Below are 15662 nucleotides of genomic sequence, written 5' to 3'. Positions count from 1 at the left end.
TGGCGAGGAATTCGCGGATTTGTTGGCGGGCGGTTTGGCCGGCGTGGGTGTGGTCGATGTGGTCGCAGACGCGGCGGTTGGGTCGGTAGCCGTCTTGGTCGCAGAGCTGGCAGTTGGCGATCGCTGCGGACGTGAGGTGTGCGTCGCAGTCGAGTTCGGCGAGCATCGCGTCGTACGCCTGGACGCGGGCTTGGCTGCGTTCGTCGGCATGCGGGTCACGCGGATCAGGCACGATCGTCGATCGCTTTCGCTTCGCCTATGCCGTTTGTGAGTTCGGCGATTCGTCGCCGGTTTTCGAGCTCGGCGTCACGCCGGTCTTCACGCGCTCGGCGTTCAGCATCGGATTCGCGTTCGGTGCGATCGCGGCGGATCTCGCGTGCGAATCGGATGATCTCGGCGGGCTCGGGCGCTTCAGGTTCGACTTCGGCGCGTTTCTTGACCGCGGCGATGAGATCGCGCTTTTCGAGTGCGTAGCGGTTGAATAGTTCGGCCCAGACGTCGGCTGTGACGAGGATTGCTTCGTGGTCGTCCATGCGTGGGGCGGTTCGGCGGTGGCAGGCGGCTATGAGGGTCATGACTTCGAGGACGTCTGCGCGGGTGATCATCCGAGTTCCCTTTGTTGGCTGGTGTTTTCGCGTGCGCGTTCGGCTTGGGCGAGCTGGGCTATGTCGCGGAGTTTGCTTGCGCGTGTGGAGCGGGCGTGGCCGTTGCGGCGTTTGACGACGTCGGCGGCTAGCGATGCGAGGACATCGGGTCCGATTCCGGTTTTGGTGGCCCAGTCGGCGAGGGCTTCCTCGACGACGTCGGGTGGGGTTCCGGTTTTGAGGAGTTCTCCGGCGCGGATGCGGAGCTTGGTTTGGGTTGCGGAGTTGATTTCGCGTGGGATGGTTCGGCGGACGAGTTCGGCGGCTGGTGTGGCGGCGATGGCGTCGCGCGCGTTGCTTTCCGTAGCTGACTCGGGAAGGTAACCAGATATCTCTTGGGTTGGGTTGGGTTGGGTATACGCGCGCGTGAGACTTATTTCGGAGTTAGATTCGGATTTAACTCCTGATTTAGATTCGGATTTAACTCCTGCCGGGGGGAGCAAAGGCATCTTGGCCTGCTCGGGAGTTCGTCGACCCTTACGAGAGTTGCACCCGCGGCAGCACACAACGAGGTTGTCGATCGTCGACCCACCCGCCGGGTCGATATGGTCGTAGGTGCCTCCCGTAGGGCCACGGCGATTTGTCCATTCCACGGGCGTCCCGCAGTATCGGCAAAGGTCAGCGTCGCGTTTGCGGATAGCGGCACGAAGGCTAGGATTTCGAGCTACCTCTTGTCGGGCAGCATTCGCGCGGCGATCTGATTCTATTTGCGCGCGGCTGTCCTGGCGTCCAGGGCCGAGCCATTCATGGAATTCAAACCCATTCTCGCTGTTGCGTTGGGCGGGATTCCATAGCCCTGATTCGACGAGTTTTCTCGCTTTTGCGGGGCCTTTTGGTTGCTGTTTGACCCACCATTCGGGTACGAAACCGTCGGTGAGGTAGCGCATGCACCACGCGCCGGCGCGCACCCACATGCCGAGTGCATCGTCGCCAGCGCGGACGGTCTTGGGGTGGCCGTCAAAGCCATCGTCAACGCGGAAATGTGGCATTAGGCGGTGACCTCCGCGCTCGTGCTCATGATGCGGCTCCGGGCAGGGCGAGCAGCTCGCCGGGAACGCGGCCAAGTTCGTAGGTTTCGCGTATTTTCGGGGCGACGGTGTCACCGACGGTAGTACCGTCCGGTAGCACGATGTGCGCGAGGAATTCTCGGTCGAAGTCGACGATGCCGCTTTCGACGGCTTCGAGCTTGGCCTTGATGACCAAGGCGAGTGCACGCCAGCATTGCCTGACCGCCTGTTCGTAGGCGTCGGCGTGCGCGGTGGGGTTTCGGCGTAGGCCGCGGCCGGGTGTGTGCGTGAACTCTCGGGCGTTGAAGTCGGGCATGTGCAAGACGAACCGAATCTGGCGTTGCCGGATCCGGAACGATACGAGGGCGCGGTCAGTGTCGTAGCCGTAGAGGAACTGATCGGCGCCGTACCGACGGATTGTTCGCTCGATTTCGGCGCGGGATTTCTCGCTCGACACATCCGTTGTTGCAGCGTATTTGGTCATGACGCGACTCCGAGTGATTCAGCGACAAGGCCAACTAGGTCACGGGCACAGGGAGGTATGACCGCTCCGCCGATTTGGCGGACCTGTTCGCGTTTGTTGCCTTTGATCGTGTAGTTGGGTGGGAAGTCTTGTGCGGCGGCGATTTCGTGTGGTTCGAGCATCCGGAACAGCACATCTTCGATGCTGGTGGTCATTCCGGTCAGCAGTGATTGGTGTCCGCGTGTGGTGACGGTGCGGGCGTATTCTTCTGTCGGGGTGACCATTTGGGCGGGGTTTCCGCGCGCGGTGTTGTTCCGCATCAGCAGGGCGTGTCCGTCGCGGGTCGTTACCGTCGACAACGGGTCTGCTTTGGTGGAGACGCCGTCGTTGCGGTAGTAGGTGGTGACCAGGCCGTGGTGATTGCCGGCCGCTGTGACCGTCGCCAACGGCTCGGAGATGGGGCGGTGTTTGGATCCGCCGCCGCGTAGTTCGGCGATGAACGCCAGCCCGTCGTTCTCCCGGGTCGTGCGCGCAGGGAACGGCTCCCCGATGGAAGTCGGGCTGGTGCGCCAGGTGCCGCCGGCCGGGACCAGTAGCCCGGTTTCGTTGCGGCATGTCATCGTGCGGGCCGGGGCGCTCACTGGCTGGCATTGTTTGCCGTGGCGCCCTTCTACTGGCACGAGTTGCGGTAGCCAGTATTTCTCGATTCCAGCCTGGATCCGGGCGAGCGTTTTGGCGGCCAAGGGGCGTGTTCGGTCGCCGATGCGCTGACCTTTCAGTGACCAGTCGATGGCCTCTGCGGCAGCCCGATACACCGGTTCCACGGCTCGCGTGCAACCGGTGCGGCTGCACTGGTAGATGTATTGGGCGCGGTATCGGCCCCACGGCTGGCGCTCCAACCGCTTCCACACCTGCCGCGCATCCACGGGCCCGTGTTCCGGACACACCACTGGCGGTCGCAGCACCCGATCCAGCGGCGGGGTCCGGTTGCCCTTGCACCAGAACACGACATACACCCGGTCCCGGGACTGTGGTGCGCCGGGGCCGAATACCTGGGCGTGCATGCTGTTCAGGTAGATGATGCGGTAGGCGTAGCCGATCGACTCCATCGCCGCCAGCCAGGCGCAGAATGGCAGCCACTGCACCACCTCAACGACGTTCTCAACGACAACCGCTCGGTACAGGTGACGCTCGGAGAACCGGACAACGTCCCACATGGTTGCGCGGGACCGCTCCGCGGCCTCTTCGGGCAGGATGTCGCCGAACAGGTCCGGCTGCTGTAAGTCGCGCCGCTTCTTACCCTGCGCCGATGAATGATGCGTGCAGCTCGGAGACGCCCACAACAGGTCGGTGCGCGGGAACAAGCGCGGATCGTACTGTGAGATGTCCGCGCAAATATGTTCGGTGTCAGGGTAATTCGCCGAGTGGGAGTCACACGCCAGCTGCCAGTGATTTGCCGCGATCACAGCGGTCACACCGGGAACCGAGACGGCGCCCGTGGTTGAGCCGCCGAGGCCGGCGAACAAGTCCGTGAGCGTCAGCAAGCCTGCTTCCTTCCGTAAGTTGTTGTGTGCGCGTGGTTTCCGTGCTAGAAGCGGCCAGCAGGCCGGTCCCCATATGGAGGTATGCGCGCCCCACCCGGTCCAGCTGTTAGTCGGCGACCATCCGCATTTCTTCGGCCATCTCCCGCTGCCGCCGAATCTCATAGCTGCCCGGGGCGATGCCCATGTAGCCGTGCTCCGGGTGTCCGAGGTAAGCGGTTGAACCTTCGGGCACTGAGAGCAGCGCGACGCGGAGGTCGCGCGCGGACCCGGCCTGGACGTCGCAGTAGACGGGTCCGTCGGCGGCGTAGATGGCGTGGGTGTTGCCGCCGGATTCGCCGCGCACCACCGGGGTTCCAGCGTCCGGTACACGCCTGGTGGCGAGGATGCCGATGGCGGGTTTGACGAGGACATCGCCCTGGCGTTGGATCCCGCTGAGCACAGGGATGTCGACGTCGGCGAAATCGGTGACGACGTCGACGCCTGTCGTCTCAATCATCTGAGTGGTTGTTGCCATATTGTGTTCCCTTTCTTTGTGTTTCAGCCCGGCTAGGTTGCGCGGGCCAATTCCTTGTATTCACGTTCGGTGAGGTCGAACGTCCACGCCGCGGCCGCGATGGCGGTGCGGCGGTCGGTGGGGATTGTCAATCCGAAGGTGTGGCGTGACCCGTCGCGTTCGCGGGTGGCGTTGTGTGCCACCAGCACCCGCACCGGAAGATCAATGACGCTGCGAGGCACGTCGTACAGGCGCAGGACTTGCCCGGGGTTGCCGGGGTCGGGTGCCTCGTCAGCCAGTTTCAGCTTGGCGTCGACAACGAAGCGGTCCCAGCCTAGTTTCTCGATGGCGCAGCGGCGGATCTCGGTGTTGGGTTCGGTCATGATCCGTTCGACGTCCCAGTCGGTTTCGATCAGGTCGGCGGGTACGCGGGTGCCGTGCCAGGAGTAGACGCCCCAGCCGTCGGCCCAGGCGACCGCTGGCCCGGTCTCGCAGTGCAGCCTGTTACGTCCCCCGGCTGATTCGATGTGCAGCTGGCTGGGTAGGTCGCAGACCATGATGAAGGCGCGGGTGGGCCACCAGTAGCCGGCGGACATGGCGTCTTCGCAGGCGCGTGTTCGGTCCCAGATGTCTTGGTCTAGTTGGAGTTCGACGATGTCGCGGAAGTAGGCGACGAATGCGTTCCAGTCGGCCCAGTTGTGCCGCGAGAAATATTGCGACCAACGGTTTCGGACGCTGTCCCGGACGCTGGCCCGGACGCTGTCCCGGACGCTGGCCCGGACGCTGTCCCGGACGCTGTCCCGGACGCTGGCCCGGACGCTGGCCCGGACGCTGTCCCGGACGCTGGCCCGGACGCTGTCCCCGACGCTGGCCCGGACGCTGTCCCAGACGCTGGCCCGGACGCTGGCCCGGACGCTGGCCCGGACGCTGTCCCCGACGCTGTCCCGGACGCTGGCCCAGACGCTGGCCCAGACGCTGGCCCCGACGCTGTCCCCGACGCTGTCCCCGACGCTGTCCCCGACGCTGTCCCCGACGCTGTCCCAGACGCTGGCCCAGACGCTGGCCCGGACGCTGGCCCGGACGCTGTCCCCGACGCTGGCCCGGACGCTGTCCCGGACGCTGGCCCAGACGCTGGCCCCGACGCTGGCCCCGACGCTGTCCCCGACGCTGTCCCCGTTCTTTCGCATCTGGTCGATGATGTGACCTGCGATCGGCGCCGCGAACGCCCCCACAATGGGCGATGACACCCGTACCACCACGCCGGGCCACGGGATACCAGCAAACTCGTAGCACTTTCGTGCGCCGGCCTCCCACACTGCCCACTCTTCTTCAGTGAGCGGTGTTGTGCGCCAGCCGTATTCGATCCAGTCTTGGGCGAAGGAAGCCATGCGGGCTTCTTGGGCGGCTGTGAGTTTGGTGATTTTCTTCGTGCTCATGACGCTGCCGACCGGAGAAGCTGGTTGCCTTGCTCCGCTTGACGGAGGTAGACATTGGTTGCAGGTCCGAAGAGCTGGGTGATCGCTGCGCGGCAGTCATCGGCGTTGGAGTAGCGTTCGCTGCTGCGGGCGAGGATCTTCTGGTTTCTGCCGTTCTTGGCTACCCATCGCCATTGTTGTGGGCGGCCGGTTTTGGTGGCTTTGTTGGGTTCCTGGATGAGGTCGATGTAGATGAGTGGGTTGTCGGTCATTCGTCGAGCCCGTCTTGGTCGTCGGTGTAGGCGACGGTGCCGTCGGGGTTGAGTAGGCCGGGCTCGTCATCCGCCTCGGGCTCGTCCTCCGGATCAGGGCTATATGGCTCAGTCGTTACCTTGGCGCCGACTTGAATCATCCTGCAGTGATACGACATCTCACCGTCACCGACGAGTTCGTAGCCACCGCCTTTGTGTCTCAGGGTAAGTTCGACCTTCATAAGTTGGCCCGGCAGAGGCGGGCGCTCCATAACGAGCAGGTCTTTGCCCGCGAGTCGGATTGCAGCTGGATGGGGACCGAGTAGATCTTCGGGGATGTCATCGAGATCATTCCCGGATCGGAGTCCGGTTGGTTTCTTGGTGATTTCGGCCATGGCTATTCCTTTTCTGTTGCTGCTGTGGTGGCTGTTTCGGGCCGGCGTGTGGCGCGTTGCGCGTCCTGTTCTTGGGATTTCTCGAGGAGGTCGATGAGGTCGGAGGCTTCGTGTTTGGTGAGGTCTTTGGTGGAGCTGAGTTGGCGGCCGACGGCTTGGGAGCACCAGGCGATGCGGGTGTCTCGGTCCCAGCGTTCGCGGTCGAGGAGGATGATGAGTTTGGTGACTTGTTCGCGGGTGGCCATCGCTGGGCCGGTGGGCTCGTTTTGGGCTTCGTCGGGCGGCTCCCGCGGCGGTGGCGGTTCGTCGGGCGGTGGTGGTTCTGGTGCGCGGCCGGCGGCTTGTGCGGCGGTGCGCGGCTTTATCCCGGTCCGTGGTACCGGCTGCGCAGAGTTCTTGCGTGGCTTGCGTTCTGGCCGTGTGGTGGCTTGTTCGGCGACGCTCGCTGCGGGAGCCTCGGGCACGGACTCAGGTACCGGTGTCAATGGTGCGGAGCCGTCGATCTGGTGGTGTCGTGGTGGTTCGATCGCGATGGTTCCCGGTGTGCCGTCAGCGATCTGGATATGGCCGCCGAGGAGCTGCGCTGGCGACACCTCAATATCCAGGACGGGCACCGCGAAGCGTTTCGTCGTCTGCCCGGGGCGTTTGACCATGCGCTGCTCCAGGCGCAGCCGGGCAGGGAGCATCTGGCCGCGGTCGGCCGCGAGCCTGACGACCTCGACGGCGCCTTGGAGTTCGAGCGCCGCGTAGTAGCCCTGAGTGTCCAGGCGCCAGACCCCGAGCCCCGGGAGATCCCGTATCAGGACGGATAGCCGTGTGTGTGGCTTGCACTCGCGGCTTTCCGGGTCGCACAGGCACGGCCCCTCGCTGATGGATTCGTTGAGTCCGTCGCAGCGGCGCTGGCAGCCGCCACCCGACCAAAGCTCATAATTTTGTGAGAAAGCCATATCCGATGGTGGGACAATGACATTCAGCGCATCGGATTCGGTGATGACTTCCCATTGCTTTCCGGCGGGCGCGTCCCACTCTGCGGGGTGGCCACCGTAGAGCATGGCTGCCTGGTGGATACGCTGCCGGTCGGGGCTGGTAAGCCGAAAGGTTTCGAGTTTCTTGGGGCGCTTGCCATTTGAGCTGGCGACTTGTTGGCCGATGCGGATGCGTCCGACTTCGGCGATGCGCCGCTGTAAGTCGATGATCACTTGTTCCTCTTTTGCATCTGGACGAGTTCTTCTTCGGTGAGGGTCCGCGGATCAGCAGCGCGCGGGTCGCGGCCCTGCGCGGGCACCAGGGGTTTGCCCATCACCTTCTTGCTGGTTTCCTGCACCCATCGGAACGCTTCGATCATGACCAGGAACGCATAGTGGACGTCCTCGTCGCACTGGATCGGGTACGCTTCGCACGCCTCGGGGGTGATTTGGATGACGAGGCCGGTGTCGACTTCTGGTACGGGAACGGCTAGTTCGCGTTCTTCGGCGTCGAGGAGGTAGTAGCGGCGCCGCCATTTCTCGAAGCGTCGTGGCCGCCAGACGGCGGCGTATTGCGCGTTGCGGTACGCGGCGAGCTGCGGGCCTACCTGCTCTGGGTAGGGGGTTTTCGGGCGGCCCTGGCTATCCCGCGGCGTCCTCGTGGACTTGTAGTCGACGATGAACCGCACACCATCGATCGTGAGGAACGCGTCGGCCTGTCCGGCGTAGCCGTATTCCGGGCAGTAAACGCAAACCTCTGTGGCCTGATACGAAGGTTGGAAGCGATGCAGCCAATTGTCGAACTGCTGCAGGCACTTTCCGACCAGTTGGAGTTCGCCGTCGATGTCGACCTGGGGTCCGCCTTCGTCGATGACCAGTTGTTGGCAGAAGTCTTTGGTGGGCTTTTCGCCTGTAAGGGCGTAGGTTTCGCACACTTTGTGAACAACTGACCCGAACGCGGTATCCGAGAGTTTCGTCTTGGGTCGGCGAAAACGTGCGTCGCGTAGCCATTTGACGGCGGCGTCGCGGCCCTCATCCTCGAGCATGGCTTGCCAGGTGGCGGCGCTGTCGATGGCTGCGTTGGCGGTTTGTTCGGCCGCCCAGTACAGGAGTGCGGGTTTGTCGAGGACGCCGATGATGGTGGTGACCGACCAGAGGACGAGATCGTCGGGGTCTTCGCGTTCGACGTCGACGGCTTCCAGGCCGAGCTGCCCAGCAGTCGTCATGCGACGTTCTGCTTCCGTTTACGCCGCAGCTCGCGCCGCTCAGTTTCCGTGGTCGCGCCCCAGATGCCGTACAGTTCGCGGCGCGGTACCGCGTAGTCGCGGCATTCGGCGATGACTTCGCAGCCGTAGCAGATGCGTTTGGCTGCTTGGGTTTCTCGTTCGCCTTTGCCGGGGAAGAACACTTCGGGTGCGACTTGGGTGCAGAGTGCGCGGTCGAGCCAGGAGGTGTCTCCGCGGAACACGATGGGGAGGTGGCTGGCTTGTGGCCGGCCGGGCAGCGCGCTCATGCGGACACCCCGGCCGAGGGGGCGTAAGTGTCGACGAAACGCTGCAGCAGCGCCAGGTGTCTCGGACAGAACGTGTTGACCGAGAGGACAACGACTTTCGCGGCATCACGAACGGTGAACCCGGTGTCGGTGACGACGCCCTGTATGACACCGGACACGCCGGGCAGGGTGGGGTGCTCGTCGAGCACTTCGCAGACGGTGGTGCCGGCCGCGGCCGTGTAGTTCGTGACGGGGTCAGCGTGCGCGTGGGCGGCGGTGAGCCCGGCCGCGGCGATCAGCGCGCCGGCGCCGGCGCAGGCGGCCAGGTGAAGGACGCGGCGTTGGCTGGTCATGCTGCGGCCACCGTGGACTGCGCATACAGGTGGAAAAGTGTGCGCAGCGCCGATGCCGAAACTGATCCAGATCCATCATCTGGGGGCCGGCAAGCCCATCGGCATGCAACTGCATCCGTCAGCCGATATACCGCACCTCGCTCAGCAACTCGAACAAGCCGTAGCCACAGACGCGGTGGTGCTAGTGCCCACAGTGTTGCCAACCCAGATCGAGAGCACACCTCTTTACGTGCGCCCCAAAGCGTGCGCAGCGTGGATGTTCGCCGATCTGACGGACGAGGAAGCCCAGAGTCTGCCCACAGGTAATTGGCTCGTGGATCTGTTTCGCGCAGGGCAGCAAGGAGGTCGCTGACATCTGTGACTCTGATCAGCGGGTGCCCGACGTATGGCGAGGGGATGCAGAGGCCGCTGATCCGGACGGGTGCGGCGCTCATGCGTTGCCCCGCGGCTGGATGGGCTGCGCTTGCGCAACTATGGACTCAAGGAAAGACTCCGCCTGCTCCTGCCAGCGAGTGACGATGTCGGCGGCGCCGGTGAACCCGCGGACCGGGAAAACCGGCAGCAACTCTGGGACCGGTAGGGACCGGAAGGCGTCACGCAGGGGCTCGAGCACGGCGGCGAGTTCTTCGCGGATGATGCCGCGGACCTGGGCCTCAGACAAGGCAGTCATGACGCGGCCTCGGAGCTCAAGAGCGCTTCGATGTCGCTGCGGCGAAAGCGGAAGTGACCACCTGGTGTGCGGAGCGGTTTGACCTTGCCTGCCTTGACTGCGCGGCTGATGGTGGCGCGCGAAATCCGAGTAGCCTTAACGACTTCGGCGGAGGTTAGGAGCTGATCGTCGGAACCGGTCGTATCGACACTATAGGCGCGTTCTGACACGAGATGGACTGTTGCATAAGGTTTGAGCAACGTCAAGATGACACAAGCGTGACACGCCGGACGATTTTGACCGTAGATCGTAACTAGAGATACATATGGCACCGATTGACACGGATTGACACAGATTGAATACTTAGCCCATGACAATGCACGTGCCGCTCTTTGTCCCGGAGTGGACAGACGGGGACAAGCTACGGAAGGTGCGGCGGCATCTTGGGCTGAGCCAGGCCGACTTCGCTGAACTGCTACAGATCCCGCGTGAGACTTATGCCAACTGGGAATCTGATCGGCGCAGAATCACCGACCTTAAGTCCGTAGCCCGCAAAATCAAGGCAGTCGCCGGAACGCCCTTGTGGTGGTGGTTCGACACGGAGCCACCCATTTCCCCTACCGACGGGCCGCAAGGCCCCGGCAGTGCGCCAAGCCAACCGGTAGGTTAGCGGGCGGCGCCCCCGTCGCGTCAACCGGCTGTCCCGCCGCTGTCGTCGAGGCGTCGTTTTGGCGGGCGGCAGCTCAGCGACTATTCTTGACTGGCTGTCCGGGCAGCATCGCGTGGCTATGCAGCGCGACAGACCCGACCCAAATCCCAACCGAGGAGTGAGGCCCGACTATGGCGACGCCCAAGCGCAGAATGTCGCGCGCGAACACCCGCAGCCGGCGCGCGCAGTGGAAGGCCACCCGGACCGAGCTGGTCGGTGTGACGGTGGCAGGCCGCAAGCACAAGGTGCCCCGCAGGCTGCTCAAGGCGGCCCGACTCGGCCTGATCGATCTCGACCAGCGCTGACAGCATGATCCGGCGCGCCTCTCAGGCCGCTCTCAGGCGCTCATACGACACTAGTTCGCGTGCGAATCCTGGTCGTTGACGACGATCGTGCGGTGCGAGAGTCGCTGCGCCGGTCGCTTTCGTTCAATGGGTATTCCGTCGAGCTGGCCCACGACGGGGTAGAGGCCCTCGACAAGATTGCCAGCGATAGGCCCGACGCGGTCGTGCTGGATGTCATGATGCCGCGTCTGGACGGTCTCGAGGTGTGCCGCCAACTCCGCAGTACCGGCGATGACCTGCCGATCTTGGTGCTCACCGCGCGTGACTCGGTCTCCGAACGGGTGGCCGGGCTGGACGCCGGCGCCGACGACTATCTGCCCAAGCCGTTCGCCCTGGAAGAGTTGCTGGCGCGCATGCGGGCACTGCTGCGCCGCACCAAGCCCGAGGACGTCGCCGAGTCGGTGGCGATGAAGTTCTCCGACCTGACCCTGGACCCGGTCACCCGCGAAGTCACCCGTGGACAACGCCAGATCAGCCTCACCCGCACCGAGTTCTCCCTGCTGGAGATGTTGATCGCCAATCCGCGCCGAGTGTTGACTCGCAGCCGCATACTCGAGGAAGTCTGGGGATTCGACTTCCCGACCTCGGGGAATGCGCTGGAAGTCTACGTCGGCTACCTGCGCCGCAAGACCGAGGCCGAAGGTGAGCCGCGGCTGATACACACCGTCCGGGGGGTGGGTTATGTGCTGAGGGAGACGCCACCCTGATGGTGCGGCTCCGGCGGCCCGCCCACCTCAGGCACGCACCGTTGCGGGCCACCAGCTCGTTGTCTCTGCGGTGGCGGGTCATGCTGTTGGCGATGTCGATGGTGGCGATGGTCGTCATCTTGATGGCATTCGCCGTCTACGCCGTGATCTCGGCGGCCCTCTACAACGACATCGACAACCAGCTGCAGAGCCGGGCCCAGTTGCTGATTGCCAGCGGTTCGCTGGCAGCCGATCCCGAACGAGCCATCGAAGGCACCGCGTACTCCGACGTCAACGCGATGCTGGTGAGCCCAGGTCAGTTCAGATACGTCGCCAACCAGCCAGGGCAGACGCTGCCGGTGGGACCCGCCGAGAAGGCGGTCATCCGCGGCGAGTTATTCATGTCCCGCCGCACCGCCGACAACCAGCGGATACTGGCCATCCACCTGCCCAACGGCAGCTCACTGCTGATCTCCAAGAGTCTGCGGCCCACCGAAGCCGTGATGACCAAGCTGCGCTTTGTGCTGCTGGTGGTCGGCGGAATCGGTGTGGCGGTCGCCGCGGTGGCCGGAGGGATGGTCACCCGGGCCGGGCTGCGGCCGGTGGCTCGCCTCACCGAAGCCGCCGAGCGGGTGGCGCGCACCGACGACCTACGGCCCATCCCGGTTTTCGGCAGCGACGAATTGGCTAGGCTCACCGAAGCCTTCAACCTGATGTTGCGGGCGTTGGCCGAGTCCCGCGAACGGCAAGCGCGGCTGGTCACCGACGCCGGGCACGAATTGCGCACCCCGCTGACGTCGCTGCGCACCAATGTCGAGCTGCTGATGGCCTCGATGGAACCGGGCGCCCCCAGGCTGCCAGAGCAGGAGATGGTCGGCTTGCGCACCGATGTGCTGGCCCAGATCGAGGAGCTGTCCACCCTGGTGGGCGACCTGGTGGACCTCACCCGCGACGCGGGCCAGGTGGTGCACGAACCGGTCGATATGTCCGACGTCATCGACCGCACGCTGGAGCGGGTCAGGCGGCGGCGCAACGACATTCAATTCGATGTCGAGGTGACCCCCTGGCAGGTCTACGGCGACGCGGCCGGTCTGTCCCGCGCCGCACTGAACTTGCTGGACAACGCGGCCAAGTGGAGTCCGCCGGGCGGCCGTGTCGGCGTCACCCTGCGCCAGCTGGACCCATCGCACGCCGAGCTGGTGGTTTCCGATCACGGTCCCGGTATTCCGCCGCACGAACGGCGACTGGTGTTCGAACGGTTCTACCGATCGACGACGGCGCGGGCGATGCCGGGTTCAGGTTTGGGGCTTGCGATCGTCAAACAGGTGGTACTCAACCACAATGGATTGCTCCGGGTGGAAGACACCGTGCCGGGAGGCCAGCCTCCGGGAACCACCATCTACGTGCTGTTACCCGGACGGCCGATGCCTGCTGCGGATACCGAGGCCGCAGCGGCGGGTGCGGGTACAGCGGAGTTCCCCGAGGCGTCGGTGGGTGGCCGGACCGATCCGGCCGCGAAAACGGCGGGAGCCGCTGCGAACTCTCCGGATTCGGCGAACGTTATCTCAGTGGACTCTCAGTCCGCGCGCGCAAGGTAGTTGTGCGGTTAGTGTTGGCAGTCAGGCCGACACGATGAATAGACAGTAAAAGCAAGGAAGAGCGACTTAGCGACATGACGAATCACCCGAGGTATTCGCCACCGCCGCAGCAGCCGGGATACCGTGCCGGGCCTGGCGGGCCTGTGCCGCCCGCCTACGCCCAGGGATCACAGGACAGCTACAACCAGCAGTTCGACTGGCGGTATCAGCAGCCGTCGCAGCAGTACCGTCCAACCTTCGGCGGAACGGGGACGGGCACCATACCGGCTGGCACGGGCGCAGGCCAGGTGCCAGGGATCGGCGGCACCGGCTCGGGGCCGATACCAGGCGGCACTGGCGCAGGGCCCATACCGGGCTTTCACGGCACTGGGGCTGGTCCGATACCTGGGATGGGCGGCACCGGGCAGGGTCCGATTCACGGCATGCTCCCGCCGATGCCCGGCCCGCCGGTACGTCAAAGACGTTCGCGCGCAGGCTTGTTCGCTGGTGCGGTGGCGATCGCGGTGGTGTCGGCCGGCATCGGTGGTGCGGCGGCCACGGTCGTGGAGCTGGGCCAGCAGTCACCGGGCGGCCACGCGGCGGGATTGCCGGGCGCGGCGCCTAGCGTTCCGGCGGCGAACATGCCGCCCGGCAGCGTCGAACAGGTTGCCGCCAAGGTGGTGCCCAGTGTCGTGATGCTGGAGACCGACCTGGGTCGGCAGTCCGAGGAGGGCTCCGGCATCATCTTGTCCGCCGACGGCTTGATCATGACCAACAATCACGTCATCTCGGCCGCCAACCCCAAGGCGCCGCCAGGGCCCGGCGGTCCGCTGCCCGGAGGTGGTGCTCCGAAGACAACGGTGACCTTCTCTGACGGCCGTACCGCGCCGTTCACCGTGGTAGGCGCCGATCCCACCAGTGACATCGCCGTCGTGCGGGTCTCTGGTATCAGCGGCCTCACCCCCATCGCGATGGGCTCGTCGGCGGATCTGCGGGTCGGTCAGCCGGTGGTCGCGATCGGGTCACCGCTGGGCTTGGCGGGGACGGTGACCACCGGAATCGTCAGCGCGCTGAACCGTCCGGTATCGACGACCGGTGAATCGGGGAACCAGAACACGGTGCTGGACGCGATTCAGACCGATGCCGCGATCAACCCCGGTAACTCCGGCGGTGCATTGGTCAACATGAGCGGGCAGCTGGTAGGTGTCAATTCGGCGATCGCCACCATGGGTGCCGACTCGGGCGAGTCCCAGAGCGGCTCGATTGGTCTCGGCTTCGCAATTCCGGTCGATCAGGCCAAGCGCATCGCGGACGAGTTGATCAGCACCGGCAAGGCGTCGCACGCATCCCTGGGCGTTCAGGTGATCACGGACAAGGGCACGCCTGGCGCCAAGGTCATGGAAGTCGTCCCGGGCGGAGCGGCCGCGGGTGCCGGAGTGCCGAAGGGAGTGGTCGTCACGCGAGTCGACCAGCGCCCGATCAACAGCGCCGACGCTTTGGTTGCGGCCGTGCGCTCTAAAGCGCCCGGTGAGAAGGTGTCGTTGACCTATCAAGATCCCTCTGGTGGCACCCGCACTGTGCAAGTCACGCTCGGCAAGGCGGAACAGTGATGAGAGCCGAAGGGCAGTTGTCCGACCTCGGATATACGGTGTCCCCCATGGAAAAGGGTGCGGAATTGGTTGTCGGCCGGGCACTCGTCGTCGTGGTCGACGATCGCACCGCGCATGGCGATGAGGACCATAGCGGTCCGCTGGTCACCGAACTGCTGACGGAGGCGGGGTTCGTCGTCGACGGGGTGGTGGCGGTCGAGGCCGACGAGATCGAGATCCGCAACGCGCTGAATACCGCCGTGATCGGCGGGGTGGACCTGGTGGTGTCGGTCGGCGGGACCGGAGTCACGCCGCGCGACGTCGCCCCGGAGGCCACCCGCGACCTGCTGGATCGGGAGATCCTCGGCATCGCCGAAGCCATCCGGGCTTCGGGGCTGTCCGCCGGAATCACCGACGCGGCCCTGTCACGCGGTCTGGCCGGTGTTTCCGGCAGCACGCTCGTGGTCAACCTCGCCGGTTCCCGGTACGCCGTGCGCGACGGGATGGCGACGCTGAACCCGCTGGCCGCGCAGATCATCGGCCAGTTGTCGAGCCTGGAGATCTAGCTCAGCCGGGCTGCTTGGTCTACGTTTCGGCGTCCGCGCGGGGCCCGTGGTCCGGTGTCGGTGCTCTCTCGAAGGAACCGTGCTTGCCCGACGATGCGAACTGACCGTTCTGAGCCAGCAGGTCGCGAATTTCGGTGAGCAGCACGACCTGCGCGTCGTCGGCCTGCTCGACCTCGCCCTTCTTGCGCAGTTTGTCGTACGGCAGCACGACGAGGAAGTAGACCACCGCCGCCACCAGGATGAAATAGATTCCGGCCGACAAGAGAACGTTCAAGTCGATAGGCTTCGGGCCGCCGATATCGATACTCAAGATGCCGTACTTGGCGTCCGGCTTCACACCAATCCGTGCGATCAGCGGTTCGATGATGGCGTCGGTGAAGCTTTTCACTAACGCCGTGAACGCCGTACCGATGACCACCGCGACGGCCAGGTCGACGATATTGCCCCGCGAGAGAAACTCCTTGAACCCTTTTAACATGGGTGGACCTTTCTGGACTGGACAGAGTTTGCTGCGGCCTTT

The 15662-nt window shown here is 64.9% G+C and carries 24 protein-coding genes and 1 pseudogene; 8 read left to right on the top strand and 17 right to left on the bottom strand.

Annotated features, from left to right (window positions below; all coding sequences use genetic code 11):
- The 8 genes and pseudogenes from AC5Y2L_RS25970 to AC5Y2L_RS25935 form a co-directional block, all read right to left on the bottom strand.
- Positions 1 to 232 (bottom strand): hypothetical protein (locus tag AC5Y2L_RS25970; protein ID WP_499945227.1); only part of this gene is annotated, 232 nt, incomplete at its 3' end.
- A complete protein-coding gene (locus AC5Y2L_RS25965) occupies positions 225 to 605 on the bottom strand; it encodes a hypothetical protein (RefSeq protein WP_499945225.1) in 381 nt (126 codons plus the stop codon). The genes AC5Y2L_RS25970 and AC5Y2L_RS25965, both read right to left, overlap by 8 nt.
- Complete coding sequence (locus AC5Y2L_RS25960) at positions 602 to 1093, bottom strand: hypothetical protein (RefSeq protein ID WP_499945231.1); 492 nt, start codon at positions 1091 to 1093, stop codon at positions 602 to 604. Before AC5Y2L_RS25960 ends, AC5Y2L_RS25965 begins: the two co-directional genes overlap by 4 nt.
- 3 nt (positions 1094 to 1096) lie before the next feature.
- Positions 1097 to 1531: pseudogene (locus tag AC5Y2L_RS25955) on the bottom strand (HNH endonuclease); the annotation flags it as partial.
- Positions 1532 to 1658: 127 nt separating this feature from the next.
- Positions 1659 to 2135: a hypothetical protein gene (locus tag AC5Y2L_RS25950; protein ID WP_499945224.1), complete on the bottom strand. Its 477-nt coding sequence runs from the start codon at positions 2133 to 2135 to the stop codon at positions 1659 to 1661.
- A complete protein-coding gene (locus tag AC5Y2L_RS25945) occupies positions 2132 to 3658 on the bottom strand; it encodes a DNA cytosine methyltransferase (protein ID WP_499945221.1) in 1527 nt (508 codons plus the stop codon). The genes AC5Y2L_RS25950 and AC5Y2L_RS25945 overlap by 4 nt, the downstream gene beginning before the upstream one ends.
- 106 nt (positions 3659 to 3764) lie before the next feature.
- Positions 3765 to 4172 (bottom strand): DUF8820 family protein, encoded by a 408-nt coding sequence (locus AC5Y2L_RS25940; protein ID WP_499945218.1) that lies wholly within the window; start codon positions 4170 to 4172, stop codon positions 3765 to 3767.
- 32 nt (positions 4173 to 4204) lie between these two features.
- Entirely contained in the window at positions 4205 to 4747 is a 543-nt protein-coding gene (locus AC5Y2L_RS25935; protein ID WP_499945215.1) for a DUF6745 domain-containing protein, read from the bottom strand.
- Between the two features lie 100 nt (positions 4748 to 4847).
- On the opposite strand from AC5Y2L_RS25935, the gene AC5Y2L_RS25930 reads away from it, so the two are divergent.
- Positions 4848 to 5354: a hypothetical protein gene (locus AC5Y2L_RS25930; RefSeq protein WP_499945211.1), complete on the top strand. Its 507-nt coding sequence runs from the start codon at positions 4848 to 4850 to the stop codon at positions 5352 to 5354.
- A 229-nt stretch (positions 5355 to 5583) separates the two neighbouring features.
- On the opposite strand, the gene AC5Y2L_RS25925 is transcribed toward AC5Y2L_RS25930, so the two are convergent.
- The 6 genes from AC5Y2L_RS25925 to AC5Y2L_RS25900 are packed head-to-tail and all read right to left on the bottom strand — an operon-like array spanning position 5584 to position 9022.
- Entirely contained in the window at positions 5584 to 5838 is a 255-nt protein-coding gene (locus AC5Y2L_RS25925; RefSeq protein ID WP_499945209.1) for a hypothetical protein, read from the bottom strand.
- A complete protein-coding gene (locus AC5Y2L_RS25920) occupies positions 5835 to 6212 on the bottom strand; it encodes a hypothetical protein (protein ID WP_499945206.1) in 378 nt (125 codons plus the stop codon). Before AC5Y2L_RS25920 ends, AC5Y2L_RS25925 begins: the two co-directional genes overlap by 4 nt.
- A gap of 2 nt (positions 6213 to 6214) precedes the next feature.
- Positions 6215 to 7411: a recombination directionality factor gene (locus AC5Y2L_RS25915; protein WP_499945205.1), complete on the bottom strand. Its 1197-nt coding sequence runs from the start codon at positions 7409 to 7411 to the stop codon at positions 6215 to 6217.
- Positions 7408 to 8403 carry a PD-(D/E)XK nuclease family protein gene (locus tag AC5Y2L_RS25910; protein WP_499945203.1) on the bottom strand — a complete coding sequence of 332 codons (996 nt, stop codon included), beginning with the start codon at positions 8401 to 8403 and terminating at the stop codon, positions 7408 to 7410. Before AC5Y2L_RS25910 ends, AC5Y2L_RS25915 begins: the two co-directional genes overlap by 4 nt.
- On the bottom strand, positions 8400 to 8690 hold the full coding sequence (locus tag AC5Y2L_RS25905; RefSeq protein WP_499945202.1) for a WhiB family transcriptional regulator: 291 nt from the start codon (positions 8688 to 8690) through the stop codon (positions 8400 to 8402). The genes AC5Y2L_RS25910 and AC5Y2L_RS25905 overlap by 4 nt, the downstream gene beginning before the upstream one ends.
- Positions 8687 to 9022 (bottom strand): DUF732 domain-containing protein, encoded by a 336-nt coding sequence (locus AC5Y2L_RS25900; protein ID WP_499945200.1) that lies wholly within the window; start codon positions 9020 to 9022, stop codon positions 8687 to 8689. The genes AC5Y2L_RS25905 and AC5Y2L_RS25900 overlap by 4 nt, the downstream gene beginning before the upstream one ends.
- Positions 9023 to 9074: 52 nt before the next feature.
- Between AC5Y2L_RS25900 and AC5Y2L_RS25895 the strand changes: the two genes are divergently transcribed.
- Complete coding sequence (locus AC5Y2L_RS25895) at positions 9075 to 9374, top strand: hypothetical protein (RefSeq protein ID WP_499945198.1); 300 nt, start codon at positions 9075 to 9077, stop codon at positions 9372 to 9374.
- Between the two features lie 78 nt (positions 9375 to 9452).
- On the opposite strand, the gene AC5Y2L_RS25890 is transcribed toward AC5Y2L_RS25895, so the two are convergent.
- Positions 9453 to 9692, bottom strand: coding sequence for a hypothetical protein (locus AC5Y2L_RS25890; RefSeq protein ID WP_499945197.1), 240 nt, complete (start codon positions 9690 to 9692; stop codon positions 9453 to 9455).
- A complete protein-coding gene (locus AC5Y2L_RS25885) occupies positions 9689 to 9901 on the bottom strand; it encodes a helix-turn-helix domain-containing protein (RefSeq protein WP_499945230.1) in 213 nt (70 codons plus the stop codon). The genes AC5Y2L_RS25890 and AC5Y2L_RS25885 overlap by 4 nt, the downstream gene beginning before the upstream one ends.
- Before the next feature lie 140 nt (positions 9902 to 10041).
- Between AC5Y2L_RS25885 and AC5Y2L_RS25880 the strand changes: the two genes are divergently transcribed.
- From AC5Y2L_RS25880 to AC5Y2L_RS25855, 6 genes are all read left to right on the top strand, one after another.
- Positions 10042 to 10341 (top strand): helix-turn-helix transcriptional regulator, encoded by a 300-nt coding sequence (locus AC5Y2L_RS25880; protein ID WP_499945195.1) that lies wholly within the window; start codon positions 10042 to 10044, stop codon positions 10339 to 10341.
- 170 nt (positions 10342 to 10511) lie between these two features.
- Positions 10512 to 10685, top strand: a complete 174-nt coding sequence (rpmF, locus tag AC5Y2L_RS25875; protein ID WP_499937928.1) for a 50S ribosomal protein L32 — start codon at positions 10512 to 10514, stop codon at positions 10683 to 10685.
- 59 nt (positions 10686 to 10744) lie between these two features.
- Positions 10745 to 11431: a two-component system response regulator MprA gene (mprA, locus tag AC5Y2L_RS25870; protein WP_499937929.1), complete on the top strand. Its 687-nt coding sequence runs from the start codon at positions 10745 to 10747 to the stop codon at positions 11429 to 11431.
- Positions 11431 to 13008, top strand: a complete 1578-nt coding sequence (locus AC5Y2L_RS25865; protein ID WP_499937930.1) for a HAMP domain-containing sensor histidine kinase — start codon at positions 11431 to 11433, stop codon at positions 13006 to 13008. The genes mprA and AC5Y2L_RS25865 overlap by 1 nt, the downstream gene beginning before the upstream one ends.
- 74 nt (positions 13009 to 13082) lie before the next feature.
- Complete coding sequence (locus AC5Y2L_RS25860) at positions 13083 to 14597, top strand: S1C family serine protease (protein WP_499937932.1); 1515 nt, start codon at positions 13083 to 13085, stop codon at positions 14595 to 14597.
- A complete protein-coding gene (locus AC5Y2L_RS25855; protein WP_499937933.1) occupies positions 14597 to 15142 on the top strand; it encodes a MogA/MoaB family molybdenum cofactor biosynthesis protein in 546 nt (181 codons plus the stop codon). The genes AC5Y2L_RS25860 and AC5Y2L_RS25855 overlap by 1 nt, the downstream gene beginning before the upstream one ends.
- A 19-nt stretch (positions 15143 to 15161) precedes the next feature.
- On the opposite strand, the gene mscL is transcribed toward AC5Y2L_RS25855, so the two are convergent.
- A complete protein-coding gene (gene mscL, locus AC5Y2L_RS25850) occupies positions 15162 to 15620 on the bottom strand; it encodes a large-conductance mechanosensitive channel protein MscL (protein WP_499937935.1) in 459 nt (152 codons plus the stop codon).
- Between the last annotated feature and the right edge of the window lie 42 nt (positions 15621 to 15662).

This window comes from Mycobacterium sp. NGS66, assembly GCF_059812225.1.
The sequence above is the reverse complement of the archived record's forward strand: the minus strand, read 5'-3'. Positions and strand labels throughout refer to the sequence as shown.

What these genes read in the sequence shown, in the direction of transcription:
- AC5Y2L_RS25965 (WP_499945225.1), bottom strand. Translation starts at nt 605, where the DNA reads ATGATCACCCGCGCAGACGTCCTCGAAGTCATGACCCTCATAGCCGCC.
- AC5Y2L_RS25960 (WP_499945231.1), bottom strand. Translation starts at nt 1,093, where the DNA reads ATGCCTTTGCTCCCCCCGGCAGGAGTTAAATCCGAATCTAAATCAGGA.
- AC5Y2L_RS25950 (WP_499945224.1), bottom strand. Translation starts at nt 2,135, where the DNA reads ATGACCAAATACGCTGCAACAACGGATGTGTCGAGCGAGAAATCCCGC.
- AC5Y2L_RS25940 (WP_499945218.1), bottom strand. Translation starts at nt 4,172, where the DNA reads ATGGCAACAACCACTCAGATGATTGAGACGACAGGCGTCGACGTCGTC.
- AC5Y2L_RS25935 (WP_499945215.1), bottom strand. Translation starts at nt 4,747, where the DNA reads ATGTCCGCCGGCTACTGGTGGCCCACCCGCGCCTTCATCATGGTCTGC.
- AC5Y2L_RS25925 (WP_499945209.1), bottom strand. Translation starts at nt 5,838, where the DNA reads ATGACCGACAACCCACTCATCTACATCGACCTCATCCAGGAACCCAAC.
- AC5Y2L_RS25920 (WP_499945206.1), bottom strand. Translation starts at nt 6,212, where the DNA reads ATGGCCGAAATCACCAAGAAACCAACCGGACTCCGATCCGGGAATGAT.
- AC5Y2L_RS25910 (WP_499945203.1), bottom strand. Translation starts at nt 8,403, where the DNA reads ATGACGACTGCTGGGCAGCTCGGCCTGGAAGCCGTCGACGTCGAACGC.
- AC5Y2L_RS25905 (WP_499945202.1), bottom strand. Translation starts at nt 8,690, where the DNA reads ATGAGCGCGCTGCCCGGCCGGCCACAAGCCAGCCACCTCCCCATCGTG.
- AC5Y2L_RS25900 (WP_499945200.1), bottom strand. Translation starts at nt 9,022, where the DNA reads ATGACCAGCCAACGCCGCGTCCTTCACCTGGCCGCCTGCGCCGGCGCC.
- AC5Y2L_RS25895 (WP_499945198.1), top strand. Translation starts at nt 9,075, where the DNA reads ATGCCGAAACTGATCCAGATCCATCATCTGGGGGCCGGCAAGCCCATC.
- AC5Y2L_RS25890 (WP_499945197.1), bottom strand. Translation starts at nt 9,692, where the DNA reads ATGACTGCCTTGTCTGAGGCCCAGGTCCGCGGCATCATCCGCGAAGAA.
- AC5Y2L_RS25880 (WP_499945195.1), top strand. Translation starts at nt 10,042, where the DNA reads ATGACAATGCACGTGCCGCTCTTTGTCCCGGAGTGGACAGACGGGGAC.
- rpmF (WP_499937928.1), top strand. Translation starts at nt 10,512, where the DNA reads ATGGCGACGCCCAAGCGCAGAATGTCGCGCGCGAACACCCGCAGCCGG.
- AC5Y2L_RS25865 (WP_499937930.1), top strand. Translation starts at nt 11,431, where the DNA reads ATGGTGCGGCTCCGGCGGCCCGCCCACCTCAGGCACGCACCGTTGCGG.
- AC5Y2L_RS25860 (WP_499937932.1), top strand. Translation starts at nt 13,083, where the DNA reads ATGACGAATCACCCGAGGTATTCGCCACCGCCGCAGCAGCCGGGATAC.
- AC5Y2L_RS25855 (WP_499937933.1), top strand. Translation starts at nt 14,597, where the DNA reads ATGAGAGCCGAAGGGCAGTTGTCCGACCTCGGATATACGGTGTCCCCC.
- mscL (WP_499937935.1), bottom strand. Translation starts at nt 15,620, where the DNA reads ATGTTAAAAGGGTTCAAGGAGTTTCTCTCGCGGGGCAATATCGTCGAC.